Below are 13,462 nucleotides of genomic sequence, written 5' to 3' on the forward strand. Positions count from 1 at the left end.
GACGCACGAGAAAGGACCCCGGGTATGGCTGAGCTCGTGTTCGGAATGAACCAGTCCCTCGACGGCTACGTCGATCACGACAAGTTCGCGCCCGATCCCCTCCTCTTCCGGCATTTCGTCGAGGAGGCCCGCCAGCAGGTCGGCAGCGTCTACGGGCGCCGGATGTACGAGATCATGCGCTACTGGGACGACGACGACCCCGCGTGGAACGCGGACGAGCGCGAGTTCGCGCAAGCATGGCGCGACCAGCGCAAATGGGTGGTCTCGCGCACCCTGACCACCGTCGGGCCCAACGCCACCCTGCTCGGCGCCGACCTCGAGGGCGCGATCCGCGCGCTGAAGTCCGAATACGAGGGCGAGATCGAGATCGCGGGCCCGAACCTGGCGCGCAGCGTCACCGACCTCGGCCTCATCGACGAATACCGCGTCTACCTGCACCCCGTCGTCCTCGGTGGCGGCGACCCGTACTTCGCGGGCCCCCGCCCACCCTTGCGTCTGCGCACCGTCGACCGCATCGGCGACGACGTCGTCAAGCTGACCTACGTGCCGCGGTGACGGTTCCCGCCGCCGCGCCGCGACGGGTCACCCGCCGCCGCGTGCAGACCAGGGCGCGGATGCTCGAGGCCGCCTTCGACGTCTTCGCCGAGGTGGGGTTCGGCCGCTCGACCGTCGAACAGGTCTGTGAGCGCGCCGGATTCACCCGCGGCGCGTTCTACTCGAATTTCACCTCGCTGGAAGAACTGTTCCTCGCGATGTGGGAGCAGCGCTCCGCGCAGCTGATCACCGATCTGCGCGAGGTGCTGGAGGCGCTGGAGGTGGGCGGCATCGACGATCTCGACGAGATCGTCGAACGGTTCGAGCGCGCGGTCCCGATGGACGCCCGCTGGTACGGGATCACCGCCGAATTCACCGCCCATGCCCTGCGCAATCCCGAACTGCGCTCGGTGATGGTCGCCCGCGAACAGGCGATCGTCGACACCCTGCTCCCCATCCTGACGCCGCTGCTGCACCGCGCAGGCCGCACGATTCCCGACGTCGCGGCGTACGGGCAGGCACTGGTCGCCGTCCACGACGGCACCACCGTCCAGGTCCTGATGGAACCCGATGCCGCCCGCGTGCGCGCCCGCCGCGTGGAACTGTTCCGCGAGATCACCCTCGCCTACACGGCTCCCGTCGACGGCGCGTAGCCGTCACCCGTCCTCGGGGTCGTCGTCGGCGGTGATGAGGCGATCATGCAGGGCTTCCTGTTCGTGCACCTGATGGTCCTCGAGGTCGAGGAATTCGGTGCGCGCGCCGGTGGTGGCCCGGACGAGTTCGTCGAGCTTGATCAGGATCGCGTGGTTGGCGCGGTTGGTGGTGTGCTGCAGCAGGAACAGCATCACCACGCTGGTGAGCCCGGCGCTGGTGTAGACGGTGGTCTGCCACCAGATCGGGAACCCGGTCGCGGCACCGGTGCCGAGCGCGCCGAGCGCGAGGACGAGCACGCCGATCCAGGTCCAGCGCGCCCCCGCCCAGTGCGTGGCGGCGTCCGGGATCGTCGAGGCGAGACGGCGGGCGTGCGCGGCGATCACAGCACGCGCGTACCCCGTCGCGCCCCGGCGAATCGGCGGTTCGCCCGTTTCGGCGACAGCGGTCCGGGCATCACCACGATGCGGGGGGACCGTCCGGAAAGGGCAGGTGGCCGCCATGGCAGAGCCTCAGGAGGGCGCCGCGACCATGCCCTCGGACATCTCGTCGCGGGTCCCGATCTTCGACCGGTTCGCCACGGCGGTGAGCTCTTTCGCGTCCAAGGCGTGGTTCTTCGCGGCCTGCCTGGCGCTCGTTCTGCTCTGGGCGCCGTCGGTGCTGCTGTTCCGCAACGTCGACACCTGGCAGTTGGTGATCAACACGGCCACCACGATCGTCACGTTCCTGCTGGTCGCCCTCCTGCAGAACACCCAGGCTCGCTCCGACGACGCGCTGCAGCAGAAGCTGAACGCCATCGCCGAAGGCCTGCACAGCATCATGTCCGAACTCACCGCCGACTACCCCGCCCTCGCCGGCGAACGCGACGAACTGGCCGAGGCCGCCGGTCTGGAAGACCGCGAGAGCAGCGACTGAGAACGACGGCCGCTCAGCAGCAGTCGCAGTCGTGGCCGCGATCGAGCGCGGCCGCCGGTGCGGGGCAGCAGGTGTCGCCGCGCCAGGCGTCGCGGCCCTCCTTCACCGCGATCACCGCGATGACGAGCGCGGCGATCGGATCGGCCAGGCTCCAGCCGAGCAGGCTGTTGAGCAGCAGTCCCACCAGCAGGACCGCCGAGAGATAGGTGCACAGCAGCGTCTGCCGGGAATCGGCCACGGCGGAGGCGGAATCCAGCTCCCGCCCGGCCCGCCGTTGCGCGGCCGAGAGTACGGGCATGATCACCACACTCGTCGCCGCCAAGGCGATGCCGATCGCGGAGTGCTCGGCCGCGCCGAACCCGAACAGCGCGCGGATCGAATCGACGGTCACATAGCTGGCGAGGGCGAAGAAGGAGCACGCGATCACGCGCAGCGCGACCTTCTCCCGCCGCCGCGGATCGCGGCCGGCGAACTGCCAGGCGACCGCCGCCGCCGACGACACCTCGATCACCGAGTCGAGCCCGAATCCGATCAGCGCGCTGGAGGAGATCCGCGTGCCCTCGGCGAGGGCGATGGCCGCCTCGATCACGTTGTAGGTGATCGTGGCGGCGACCAACCAGCGAATTCGCCTCGTCAGCAATGTCTTGCGCGAGGCGTCGATGCCTGCCGTCGCCGGTGTCGGAGCGACCATCAGCAGCAGCCCTCGGACTCGGCGTCAGGACAGCACGCCGGGTCGACGGCCAGCACCAGGCCGAGCAGGTCCGTGAGCGCGTGGCCGATGCGCGGATCGGCCAGTTCGTAGCGCGCACGCCTGCCCTCGGGCACGGCCACCACCAGTCCGCAGCCGCGCAGGCAGGCGAGGTGGTTGGACAGGATCTGGCGCGAGACCCCGATGTGGTCGGCCAGCTCCGCGGGGTATCCCGGCGCCGCTCGCAGGTGGAGCAGGATCTGGGTGCGGGTCGTGTCCGACAAAGCGTGCCCGAACCGGGCGAGCGCGTCGGTGTGGGTCGCGGGCGGGGTCAGCATGGCCCAAATGTACAGGAATTTCTGTATTCAGAAAATCATGGATTGTTCGGGAGCAGTTCGGCGATCAGGGCTTCGATCCGGTGCTTGATCTCGTCGCGGATCGGTCGCACCGATTCCACGTCCTTGCCCGCGGGGTCCTCGAGCTGCCAGTCGCGGTAGTCCACACCGGGGAAGTAGGGGCACGCGTCGCCGCAACCCATGGTGATCACGACCGATGAGGTCTCCACGGCATCGGGGGCGAGGATCTTCGGCGTCTGCGCGGTGATGTCGATGCCGAGTTCGGCCATCGCTTCGACCGCCGCCGGGTTGAGGGCGGCGCCGGGGGCGCTCCCCGCCGAGCGCACCTCGATCGCGTCGCCGGCGAGGTGGCTCAGGAACCCCTGCGCCATCTGCGAGCGGCCGGCGTTGTGGACGCAGACGAAGAGCACGCTGGGCCTGGTCGTCATGGGAGGCAATGCCTTTCGGGAACGGAGTGGATCAGCCGACGCGGGTGAACCGGTGGCGCAGGGCGAGCGAGACGTAGACGAGGCCGACCAGGACGGGTACCTCGATGAGCGGCCCGACGACGCCGGCCAGCGCCTCGCCGGAACCCGCGCCGTAGGTCGCGATCGCCACGGCGATCGCGAGCTCGAAGTTGTTGCCCGCCGCGGTGAAGGCCAGCGTGGTGGTGCGGGCGTACCCGAGGCCGAGCACGGCGCCGAGCAGGTAGCCGCCGCCCCACATCACGGCGAAGTACACCAGCAGCGGCAGCGCGATCCTGGCCACGTCCCACGGGCGGGCGGTGATCTGCTCGCCCTGCAGGGCGAAGAGGATCACGATCGTGAACAGCAACCCGTAGAGCGCCCACGGGCCGATCCTGGGCAGGAACCGCGACTCGTACCACTCGCGGCCCTTCGCGCGCTCGCCGAAGCGTCGCGTCAGGTAGCCGGCGACGAGCGGAATGCCGAGGAAGATCAGCACCGAGACGGCGATCTGCCACGGCGAGATGTCGATGTGGGCTTGCTCGAGCCCGAGCCATCCGGGCAGCACCGAGAGATAGAACCAGCCGAGCAGGGCGAACATGAGGACCTGGAACACCGAATTCAGCGCCACCAGGACCGCGGCGGCCTCGCGGTCGCCGCAGGCCAGGTCGTTCCAGATGATCACCATCGCGATGCAGCGCGCCAACCCGACGATGATCAGGCCGGTCCGGTACTCGGGCAGGTCGGGCAGGAAGATCCAGGCCAGCGCGAACATCAGCGCCGGGCCGACGACCCAGTTCAGCGCGAGCGAGGCCGCCATCAGCTTGCGGTCGCCGGTGACGGTGTCGAGGCGGTCGTAGCGCACCTTCGCCAGCACCGGGTACATCATGATCAGCAGCCCGATCGCGATCGGCAGTGACACACCGTCGATCTCCACGGCGCCGAGCGCGTCACCGAGGCCGGGGATCATGCGTCCCAACAGGATTCCGGCGAGCATGGCCGCGCCGATCCACAGCGGCAGGAACCGGTCGAGCGTGGACAGCTTGCCGACGACGGGCGCGTGCTCGGTGGTGGTCGTCGCGTTCACGCGTGCACACCCTCGGTGCGCAGCGCGCCGGCGACCTTGGCGAACGCTTCGGGCACGACGCGGTAGTACACCCAGGACGCGCGCCGCTCGCTCGTGAGCAATCCGGCCTCGCGCAGCACCTTGAGGTGATGGGAGATCGTCGGCTGGCTCACCTCCACACCGTCGGAGATGTCGCACACGCACGCCTCGCCCCCGGCGCGGCTCGCGACCAGCGAGAGCAGCCGCAGCCGCACCGGATCCGCCAGCGCCTTGAACACCGCGGCCAGTTCGACGGCCTCGTCGGCGGTCAGGGGATCGCGGACGATCGGCTCCGCGGCGCACGCGGCGACCGGCGTCAGGTTCAGCTCCGACTTCGACATTCCTCGATATTGACAGCTGTCGAATCAGAGGGCAAGCAAACACCTGGTGAACCGGAGTCAGTCCTCGTACAGCTGGACGAACCGCCGCACCAGCGCGCCGGGGTGCACCACGTTTCCCGTCCTGGCGAGTTCCTTGAGCGTCTCGGCTTCGCCCGGGTCGAAGTAGCCGTGGTGCTTGTAGGCGTCGATCCGGGTGCTCATGCCGTGCGCGTCCAGCTCCGGATGGAACTGCGTCGCATACACATTGGCGCCCACCCGGAACGCCTGGACCGGGCAGTCCGCGGAGGAGGCGAGCCGTTCGGCCTCCGCAGGGAGTTCGGTGGCCGCCTCCTTGTGCCCGACGAAGGCGTCGAACTCCGGCGGCAGCACGCACAGCAGCGGATCGACGCGGCCCGCGTCGGTCAGGGTGATGGTGGTGGGGCCGACCGGTTCGGGATGGGTGCGGTCGATGACCGCGCCGATCAGCGAGCCGATGACCCCGATGCCGAAACAGGCGCCGAGGAACGGGAAGTCCTGGCGCACCACCGCGGCGACCAAATCACTCAGCTCGGCTTCGACTCGTCGCTGCACCGGCGATTTCGCCGCGGGCGGGTCGGAGATGGTGAACGGGCTGCCGCCCAGGATGATCCCGGCGTAGTCGTCGAGGTCGAGGTCGTCGAGGGGGTCGCGTTCCAGGCGGTGCCGGTGCAGCCGGTGCGATGACAACCCGCCGTAGCGCAGGAACGCGCTGTACTCCTGGTCGGCGGCCTCGTCCTCGGCACGTGTCGCCAGCAGCAGGAACGGCCTGCCCTCGTGGTCGCGCACCCTCGCGTCGGTCATGTCAGACACGGTAGCCGCGTGGCGGACGGGCGGAACCCTCCCGCGCCACGCGGCTCCGGTGTCGACGATCGGGACCGGCGGGTCAGGGCTGTCCGCTGACGGCCGCGGTGACGGCGTCGAGGAACGGCTGGCCGCCCATCGCGTAGCCACCGGCGATCGCGCCCAGCACCAGTCCGACGGGGCCGGTGATGATGCTGAGGAAACCGAAGCCGAGGACGGTGCCGATGAGCCCGCCGAGCACCCCGCCCGCGACGACGCCGACGATGTTGCGGTTGATCTCGTTCGTCAGCTGGGACATGGGGCTGATGGTCTGCAATTCGCCGATGTCCGAGGCGATCTCGTCGATCTCGGTGGTGCTCGCCTGCGGGGTGAGTACGAGCCGGCGGCCGTCGTCGGAGATCGTCTGCGCGACCCGCACGGTGGTGCCGGAGATCGTGTAGGCGAGCGGGATCCGGGTGACCACCGCGCCGGAATCGGCGGTGAGGGTCACCGCGGTGTCGTCCTCGGTGGTGGCGAAGGTGCCGCCGCTGACGGTGGTGGTGAGAACCCGGGAGAACTCGGTGAGGGTGGCCTCGTAGCGCACGGACTGGTCGATCCCGGACGCGTCGGCCCGCGGGGCCTGCGTCGCAGGCTGCGCGCCTGCGGCGCCCGCGGTGACCGTGACGACGGCGCCGACGAGCAGGGCGGCAACGGGGGAGTAACCGAGCTTCATCAGGGAATTCCTTTACGCATCAGGAAAAACTGCGCGGCCGAACCAGGGTTGGCGAGGGGCACGAACCATGTTGTCCGCCAGAGAGATCGGGCAGACCCTAGCATCCCATTCCCGGAAAGGGGAACCGTGTGTTTCTGGGCGCCGGACCAGTTTTCCACTCTTTTAACCGGACCGGATTCCGTTTAAAAAAGCTGCGCGTTCACAATTCGACATTGTCCGGTTCGTCCGTGTAAGAACTGTCACGCGAGTGGGATGTCGGTCGGGGACGTCCACCGGATGAGAAGTGTGGGACAACGCAGATGACGCGTCGAAGAAACGTGGCCCTTGCCGGTGTATCGATGGGGGCGGTTTTCGCCCTCGCCGGCACGTTCTACCTCGCACTTTCCGTCGTCGTCGGGCTCGGGGCCGACGAGGAGACCGCGCCGGGCAACGCTTCTGTCGCAAAAAGTTTGCCCACCGAGGTTTCGCCGACCCAGCCGCTGGGAACTATGAACGAGGTTTCCGGCGGGGTGGCCTCCACATTGGGCAAATCCGCTGATCGGATCCCCTGGGTCGAATTCAGCGTCGGCGATTGCGTGGAATTGGGCGCGAGCCCCGACGGTATTCAACAGGCGGCCTGCGGAAACGCCAATTCCCGCTACAAAGTGGCGGAATTGGCGGCGGCGGACGGGCACTGCCCGGGCGATGTCGACCACGTCCATCCCCGGACCCTGCCGGGCGGCGTCCAGCAAACCCTCTGCCTCGACATCGACTGGACCGTCGGCGACTGTGTCGACCTGACCGGCGGCGCGGGCAGGCACGTCGACTGCGCCGCCGACCTGCCCGGCCGGGTCCGCGTGCTCGAGATCCGGCGCGACACCACCGACGTCAACGTCTGCACGGTGGGCGATCGCGGTGTCGTCTACGCCCAGCGCCGCTACGTGGTCTGCGTCAGCACGCGCTGAACCCCGACGGTGCGGCATCGATCGGCCGCGAACCGTGGACGTGCCCTCCCCGCGGTGGGAAGCTCGAAGGAGCCGGATCCCGACCCGAGGGAGCGTGCGACATGGTGGACCGGACGAACGGAGCGCAGCGACCGGAGAGCATCCGGAACGTCGCGCTGATCGGTAGCAGTGGTGCGGGCAAGACGACGCTGGTCGAGGCGCTGGCGCTGGCGACCGGCACGGTGAACCGGGCGGGCCGGGTCGAGGACGGTACCTCGCTGTCGGACTACGACGAGGTCGAGCGGCGACAGCACCGATCCGTGCAGGTCGCGGTGGTCCCGGTGCTGTGGGGCGGGGTGAAGATCAATCTGATCGATACGCCGGGATGCCCGGACTTCGTCGGCGAACTGCGAGCCGGGTTGCGGGCCGCGGACGCGGCGCTGTTCCTGGTGTCGGCGGCCGACGGGGTGGAGGGCGTGGCGGGCGCGACGCGGGAACTGTGGGCCGAATGCGCGCGGGTGGGGATGCCGAGGGCGATCGTGCTGACCCACCTCGACACCGCGCGGGCCGAGTACGCGGACCTGATCCAGACCTGTCAGGCCCTGCTGACCGACGGCGCGAGCGACACGGTGCTGCCCCTGCATCTGCCGGTTTACGGGCCCAAGAGCGCCGACGGGCACCGCCCCGCGACCGGACTGCTGGAACTGCTCGAGCGACGGGTGGCCGACTACCGCGGTGGACAGCGCGAACGCACCGACCCCGACGCGGACCAGCTCGCGGAGATCGACCCCGCCCGCGACCGGCTGATCGAGGCGATCATCGCCGAGAGCGAAGACGAGACGCTGATGGATCGCTACCTCGACGGCGAGAACGTCGAACTCGACACCCTGGTCGCGGATCTGGAGCGGGCCGTCGCGCGCGGCAGCTTCCACCCGGTGCTGTTCGCGGCACCCGCGGCCGAGGACGCGGAGCAGGGCCTCGGCACGCTCGAACTGCTGGAACTGATCACCGCCGGATTCCCGACCCCGATCGAACATCCGATGTCGGCCGTCTCCCGCGGTGACGGCGCCGCGCCGACGGCGCTGCGCTGCGATCCGGCGGCCGACCTCGCCGCGGAGGTCATCCGGACCTCGTCGGACCCGTACGTGGGCCGGGTCTCGCTGGTGCGGGTGTTCTCCGGCACCCTGCACAGCGATGACACGGTCCACGTGTGCGGCGCCGGGCACGATGCCGACGACCGGGTCGGTGGGGTCAGCGCGCCGCTGGGCAAGCAGCAGCGGACCCTGGCCGAGGCCGTCGCAGGCGACATCGCGTTCGTCAGCAAACTCGGCCACGCGGAGACCGGCGACACCCTCTCCGGCGCCGGGCAGCCTCTGCTGATCGAGCCGTGGAAACTTCCGGAACCCTTACTGCCCGTGGCCATCCGGGCGCAGGGCAAGGCCGACGAGGACAAGCTCTCGCAGAGCCTGACCCGGCTCGTCGCCGAGGATCCCACCCTGCGGCTCGAGAACAACGAGAACACCCACCAGCTGGTGCTGTGGTGCCTGGGGGAGGCCCACCGCGAGGTCGCGCTGGAGCGGCTGCGCGGCCGGTTCGGGGTGCGGGTGGACGTGGAGCCGTATCGGGTGGCGCTGCGGGAGACGCTCGCCGCGCCCGCCGAGGGGCACGGCAAGCTGGTGAAGCAGTCCGGCGGGCACGGGCAGTACGCGGTGTGCCACATCGAGGCCGAACCGCTGCCGCAGGGGCAGGGCTTCGAATTCGTCGACCGCGTGGTCGGCGGTGTGGTGCCGCGTCAGTTCATCGGCTCGGTGGAGAAGGGGGTGCGGGCGCAGGCCGCGCGCGGTGTCACCGCCGGCTGTCCGCTGGTGGATGTGCGGGTGATCCTGGTGGACGGCAAAGCGCACTCGGTGGACTCCTCCGACGCCGCGTTCCAGACCGCGGGCGCCCTCGCCCTGCGCGACGCGGCCGACGCCGCGGGCACCCTGTTGCTCGAACCTGTTGCCGCCGTGCGGGTCACGGTCCCCGACGACCAGCTGGGCGCCGTCCTCGGCGACCTGTCCACCCGCCGCGGCCGCATCCTCGGCACCGAACCCGCCGAGCAGGGCCGCACCCACATCCGGGCCGAGGTCCCCGAACTCGAACTGAGCAGATACGTCATCGACCTGCGCTCGCTGACCCACGGCTCGGGGTCGTTCGCCCGCGCGTACCTGCGACACGAGCCCATGCCGCCCGCCGTCGCCGCCCGCGCTCGCAAGGAAGGCGCCGAGGTACCCGCCTGAATTCCCGGTATCCCCATTCACATCGGCACGTGCAGAAATGGATTGGTCGAAATTTGTCAATGTGAAATAGATCACAAGAGTTGCCGGTAATGCCGAATTTCTATTACTAATATCCCGGTCGACATTCATTGATCCGCGTCGGGGGGCAAACAGTCGAGAGGGAATTCAATGTTCAAGCGTGCGACTCGCACTGTTCTTCTCGGTGCGCTGCCGGTCATTGTGGCGGTCACCTTCGCTGGTAGCGGTCTCGCGTCGGCGGATGCCGCCGTCGATCAGCAGGCTCATGGGGGTTTCGGAACCGCCATCGCCGAGTTCTCGTTCGGATCTCCCACTCCGGTGGATACCGCGATTTCGCCGGAACCCGAATTGTCGGTGGCGCAGGCCGCCGAACTGTCGGACGAAGTTCCTGTCGCGGAGGCTGCCGCTCCGGTGGTGTCGGAAGTGATCGACACCCAGCTGCACGAGGTCGCGACCGACCCTAAGGCCGAGAATTCCGATCCGGTGGTCAACGGGGCCCTCGCCGGCGCCGGTATCGGCGCCCTCGCCACCCTGGTCAACTGCCTCCCGTCGGTGATCGTGCTCGGCGTCGGCTACCCGATCTGCCTCATCCTCGGCGTCCTTCCCCACGCCGCCGTCGGCGCCATCATCGGCGGCATCGTGGGCCACTCGAACCCCGAAGTCATCCCGCAAGTCCTCCCCTGAGCGGGCGGGCCTACAGAGAGCTGCCCCAACTCGGGACTCCCGGTGCCGCCGCGAGAAATGCTGTGGCGCCGGGAGTCTCGCTGCTCGTCACGCGTGTGATCCGGCGCGGCTAGCAGTCCGCGTGAATGAACACCCGCCGGTTCCCGTCACCGCCGTCGTGGATCACCACATACCGCCGCGGATCGCGGTACCCCTCGACCGAGTGCTCGTTTCCGGCGTCGGGCGTCAGAAGGTCGTTCATCCCGGTCGCTTCCCAGTACGTCTCACACACGACGGGACCCCCGGCGCGAATTCCGCGAACCCGGATCGCCGCTTGAACTCGTCGACCGCACCGACCGGAAGGTCGACCACCGCGACCGACGTCGATGCCCTGAAGCGCGAGTCATGCTGGTACCAGACGACATTCGTTCCCTCCGGCAACGGCAGGTCCGCACATGTGGACAGGTGGTTGACCTCCCCGCTCCTCTCGGCGGAACACCCTCCGATCCCGACAATGATCGCGCACGCGGCGACGAACAACGCGACAGGTTTTCCGCCGAAACGTCTCACAGCTTCTCGACCTGCCTGAACTGGAGGGTCAAGGCAGAGTGCGATGGCCTGTCGGGCGCCACGCGTGACCATCGCCCGATCGTAGTGACCGGAACTGGATCTCGTAGATGAAGCCCTCGTCGAAGTGGGCCAGCAGCTCGATCGCCGAGTCGACCACCTTGCGTACGGTGAGCTCGCCGTCCTCGATCGACGGCAGCGTCGGCAGCTGGAGAACCGTGGACCGGGTAACTCCGCCGTCGCCCGACGCGCCACCGTCGCCCGGACCAGTCGTCATCGTCGCGGCGAGCGAGGTGATCGCCTGTGCGAACGGGTCGTCGGTGCTCTGGAACTGCTGGATGCGGCGGGGCCGCGGCTTCTTGTGCGCGAGGGGGGACTCGCATACAGATTCTGGATCAGAACTTCGGAAAAGTGTGATCGAGAGCGATCGAATACATGTCGCGAAGCTGGTGCGCACCAATCATATACGAGCTGTTGCTTCGGCAATGCAGCGTCCAGACGCGGCTTCCCGGCATCGCTGGTCGCAGGTGCGCCTTCGGCGGGGCACATCGAAGAAGGGAAAGCGCGCGACCTGCGAATTTGTTCTGGTCGACTAGTAATCGATGCGGATTTCGCGCTGAGCTGAGAAGACGCGGTGTTCTAGGGTCGAGGTTCCCGGCAATCCGGAGGACTTCTGACTGATTCGAAACTCGCAGGCGCCGGATCGATCGCCGAGAGCGCTGAGGTGGTGGCGCTATCGGCGATCGGATTCCGGGGTCTGCTCGGTGCCGGTGTCTCTCCGGCTAGGGGTAGGGCAGCGGTGTCGCGCCGAGGGTGTCGAGCAGCATCGACATGGTGCCGATCTCCTGGCGTTGTTCCTGGATCATGCCTCGGGCGGTTTCCTTGACCGGGCCCGAGGCCAGTTGCTGGTCCAGGGCCCCGGCCATGGTGACACCGCCTTGGTGGTGACGCACCATCAACTGCAGGAACAGCACTTCGGCGTCGCGCCCGCGGGCCTCGGCGAGTTCGGCCAGCTCGCCATGCCCGGCATCTGGGCATCACCCGTCCCCCACGGTGGAGGTGGGGCCATGGGCGGCGGGGGAGTCGGTGCTTGAGTACATCCATGCCATCGGCTCGGTGTTGGTCGGTGCGGCACCGACGAGTTGGAGCCATCCGAGCATGGTCCCGATCTCGATGCGCTGGGCGGAGTCGATCTGCCGCCAGGCGCCGCACGACCGGGTCGACAAGTGTCGGAAATGATCGGTTCTCAACAGGTCTGGTGACCCAGGCGAACAAACGATTCCGAGTGTCGGAGAATCGTGTCGAGATCCGGCATCGGATGCGGGAAGGCACTATCGGTCAAGTGAGTACACCGGAGATGGAGGCAGCCTTCGCGGCCCTCTTCAGACAACCTGCCCAAACGCGGATCGTAGAACGTGCCACGCGCGCCGCCGAGTTCCGTCAGTGGGCGGTGACGTTGACAGAGCCCCCTCAAGGAAGCTCGCTGCAGCTCGACGATGACGGTTTCCTGCAGGAGATCGGGACGGCTAAACCGGTAGCTCGGTATGCCAGGTTCCCGACCTCGGCAGCGTCTGAGCACCTGGCAGCCGCCGAGGTGCTCGTTTCTGATTGGTTCAACGGCGCGGTCCCTCCGCCAGCGATGTCGAGATCCTGGCCGTCCTCGGTGCTGGTGATGTGCAGGTCTGCAATGGAATCCGCTGCGCGCACGATATGGCTGCTCGGTGATCCCGACAGGGAGGTTCGCCGACAGCGGTGTGCGGCTGAGGCGTCTAGCGAGCTGGGGGAGATGCTGAAGTGGGCCGGGCAGGACCACGAAGCGAGCGTGGCTAGCGGCCGCGATGTGGCGACATTTGAAGCCTCGGCAGCCAAATTGAAGACGGCGATCGCGAAGGCAAAAGAGGCTAGCGGCACAGTCAAGGTGCCCGGCTTCACGGCGATGACGGTTGCTGGTGCTGCATGGATCGACGCCAATCCACCAAAGCACGCTCGCGAGCTACTCGACGACAAGCCCTTCGGGCTTCTGATGAAGGCCTGGTACTCGGCCGGTTCAAGCTTCACCCATGGCTACAGCTGGACGCTGAATGTCATCGACACACAAGAAGAGCTGTACGGGTTGGTCGCTGATCTGCTCATGACCGCAGTACTGATGACAGAAACCGCGGTCTCGTTGTTCGAGGCCCAGATGCTGGTTCCTGGCGAGCAGTGGCAGAACGACCACCTTCCGGCTCGGCTGCGCCCGACCATCACCGAGTGGGCACCTCGATTCTGGGACGCGTAGCAGTCTCACGCGGATAGAAGAGCTACGCGAAAGGCCCCGCCGATCGGGCGGGGCCTTTCTGACCGGGCAGCTGGGCTCTGAGGTCACAGCGATGCTCTACCAACTGAGCTACACCCCCATGTGTGGAGGTGACGGGACTCGAACCCGCGACCTTCGCAGTTGCCCCGACT

19 protein-coding genes are annotated in these 13,462 nt (G+C 68.1%); 8 read left to right on the forward strand and 11 right to left on the reverse strand.

Annotated features, from left to right (window positions below; all coding sequences use genetic code 11):
• Positions 1-24: 24 nt before the first annotated feature.
• Positions 25-555, forward strand: coding sequence for a dihydrofolate reductase family protein (locus AB0H56_RS06350; RefSeq protein ID WP_357158111.1), 531 nt, complete (start codon positions 25-27; stop codon positions 553-555).
• Positions 556-614: 59 nt separating this feature from the next.
• The gene (locus AB0H56_RS06355; RefSeq protein ID WP_357159183.1) at positions 615-1,187 is read left to right on the forward strand and encodes a TetR/AcrR family transcriptional regulator; all 573 of its coding nucleotides are present in this window, start codon (positions 615-617) and stop codon (positions 1,185-1,187) included.
• A gap of 3 nt (positions 1,188-1,190) precedes the next feature.
• Here the strand turns inward: AB0H56_RS06355 and AB0H56_RS06360 are convergent, their stop codons facing one another.
• Entirely contained in the window at positions 1,191-1,571 is a 381-nt protein-coding gene (locus tag AB0H56_RS06360) for a low affinity iron permease family protein (protein ID WP_357158114.1), read from the reverse strand.
• Positions 1,572-1,686: 115 nt separating this feature from the next.
• Here AB0H56_RS06360 and AB0H56_RS06365 point away from each other — a divergent pair, with 115 nt between their 5' ends.
• Positions 1,687-2,100 (forward strand): low affinity iron permease family protein, encoded by a 414-nt coding sequence (locus tag AB0H56_RS06365; protein WP_357158117.1) that lies wholly within the window; start codon positions 1,687-1,689, stop codon positions 2,098-2,100.
• A 13-nt stretch (positions 2,101-2,113) separates the two neighbouring features.
• Here AB0H56_RS06365 and AB0H56_RS06370 read toward each other — a convergent pair whose 3' ends face one another.
• The 7 genes from AB0H56_RS06370 to AB0H56_RS06400 all read right to left on the reverse strand — a co-directional run bounded on the left by AB0H56_RS06370 (position 2,114) and on the right by AB0H56_RS06400 (position 6,564).
• Complete coding sequence (locus tag AB0H56_RS06370) at positions 2,114-2,791, reverse strand: cation transporter (RefSeq protein WP_357158120.1); 678 nt, start codon at positions 2,789-2,791, stop codon at positions 2,114-2,116.
• A complete protein-coding gene (locus AB0H56_RS06375) occupies positions 2,791-3,126 on the reverse strand; it encodes a metalloregulator ArsR/SmtB family transcription factor (protein ID WP_357158123.1) in 336 nt (111 codons plus the stop codon). The genes AB0H56_RS06370 and AB0H56_RS06375 overlap by 1 nt, the downstream gene beginning before the upstream one ends.
• A 35-nt stretch (positions 3,127-3,161) precedes the next feature.
• Positions 3,162-3,572: an arsenate reductase ArsC gene (locus tag AB0H56_RS06380; RefSeq protein ID WP_357158126.1), complete on the reverse strand. Its 411-nt coding sequence runs from the start codon at positions 3,570-3,572 to the stop codon at positions 3,162-3,164.
• A 31-nt stretch (positions 3,573-3,603) separates the two neighbouring features.
• Positions 3,604-4,674, reverse strand: a complete 1,071-nt coding sequence (arsB, locus tag AB0H56_RS06385) for an ACR3 family arsenite efflux transporter (RefSeq protein ID WP_357158129.1) — start codon at positions 4,672-4,674, stop codon at positions 3,604-3,606.
• Positions 4,671-5,033: a metalloregulator ArsR/SmtB family transcription factor gene (locus AB0H56_RS06390; RefSeq protein WP_357158132.1), complete on the reverse strand. Its 363-nt coding sequence runs from the start codon at positions 5,031-5,033 to the stop codon at positions 4,671-4,673. Before AB0H56_RS06390 ends, arsB begins: the two co-directional genes overlap by 4 nt.
• Positions 5,034-5,090: 57 nt before the next feature.
• The gene (locus AB0H56_RS06395; RefSeq protein WP_357158135.1) at positions 5,091-5,852 is read right to left on the reverse strand and encodes a glutamine amidotransferase; all 762 of its coding nucleotides are present in this window, start codon (positions 5,850-5,852) and stop codon (positions 5,091-5,093) included.
• An 82-nt stretch (positions 5,853-5,934) separates the two neighbouring features.
• On the reverse strand, positions 5,935-6,564 hold the full coding sequence (locus AB0H56_RS06400) for a hypothetical protein (protein ID WP_357158138.1): 630 nt from the start codon (positions 6,562-6,564) through the stop codon (positions 5,935-5,937).
• Positions 6,565-6,881: 317 nt separating this feature from the next.
• On the opposite strand from AB0H56_RS06400, the gene AB0H56_RS06405 reads away from it, so the two are divergent.
• The 3 genes from AB0H56_RS06405 to AB0H56_RS06415 all read left to right on the forward strand — a co-directional run bounded on the left by AB0H56_RS06405 (position 6,882) and on the right by AB0H56_RS06415 (position 10,468).
• Positions 6,882-7,508 (forward strand): hypothetical protein, encoded by a 627-nt coding sequence (locus tag AB0H56_RS06405; protein ID WP_357158141.1) that lies wholly within the window; start codon positions 6,882-6,884, stop codon positions 7,506-7,508.
• A gap of 101 nt (positions 7,509-7,609) precedes the next feature.
• Positions 7,610-9,766, forward strand: coding sequence for an elongation factor G-like protein EF-G2 (locus tag AB0H56_RS06410; RefSeq protein WP_357158144.1), 2,157 nt, complete (start codon positions 7,610-7,612; stop codon positions 9,764-9,766).
• 372 nt (positions 9,767-10,138) lie between these two features.
• A complete protein-coding gene (locus AB0H56_RS06415; protein ID WP_357158146.1) occupies positions 10,139-10,468 on the forward strand; it encodes a hypothetical protein in 330 nt (109 codons plus the stop codon).
• 109 nt (positions 10,469-10,577) lie between these two features.
• Here AB0H56_RS06415 and AB0H56_RS06420 read toward each other — a convergent pair whose 3' ends face one another.
• From AB0H56_RS06420 to AB0H56_RS06430, 3 genes are all read right to left on the reverse strand, one after another.
• Complete coding sequence (locus tag AB0H56_RS06420) at positions 10,578-10,709, reverse strand: hypothetical protein (protein WP_357158149.1); 132 nt, start codon at positions 10,707-10,709, stop codon at positions 10,578-10,580.
• Between the two features lie 336 nt (positions 10,710-11,045).
• The gene (locus AB0H56_RS06425) at positions 11,046-11,471 is read right to left on the reverse strand and encodes a hypothetical protein (RefSeq protein ID WP_357158152.1); all 426 of its coding nucleotides are present in this window, start codon (positions 11,469-11,471) and stop codon (positions 11,046-11,048) included.
• Between the two features lie 325 nt (positions 11,472-11,796).
• Positions 11,797-11,988, reverse strand: coding sequence for a DUF305 domain-containing protein (locus AB0H56_RS06430; protein ID WP_357158154.1), 192 nt, complete (start codon positions 11,986-11,988; stop codon positions 11,797-11,799).
• Here AB0H56_RS06430 and AB0H56_RS06435 point away from each other — a divergent pair.
• The gene (locus AB0H56_RS06435; RefSeq protein WP_357159208.1) at positions 11,959-12,108 is read left to right on the forward strand and encodes a hypothetical protein; all 150 of its coding nucleotides are present in this window, start codon (positions 11,959-11,961) and stop codon (positions 12,106-12,108) included. The two genes, AB0H56_RS06430 and AB0H56_RS06435, sit on opposite strands and share 30 nt — an antisense overlap.
• 191 nt (positions 12,109-12,299) lie before the next feature.
• Positions 12,300-13,292: a hypothetical protein gene (locus tag AB0H56_RS06440; protein WP_357158157.1), complete on the forward strand. Its 993-nt coding sequence runs from the start codon at positions 12,300-12,302 to the stop codon at positions 13,290-13,292.
• The last annotated feature ends 170 nt before the right edge of the window (positions 13,293-13,462 follow it).

It is taken from the genome of Nocardia sp. NPDC050717, from assembly GCF_040654275.1.
Classification (GTDB): Bacteria; Actinomycetota; Actinomycetes; order Mycobacteriales; family Mycobacteriaceae; genus Nocardia.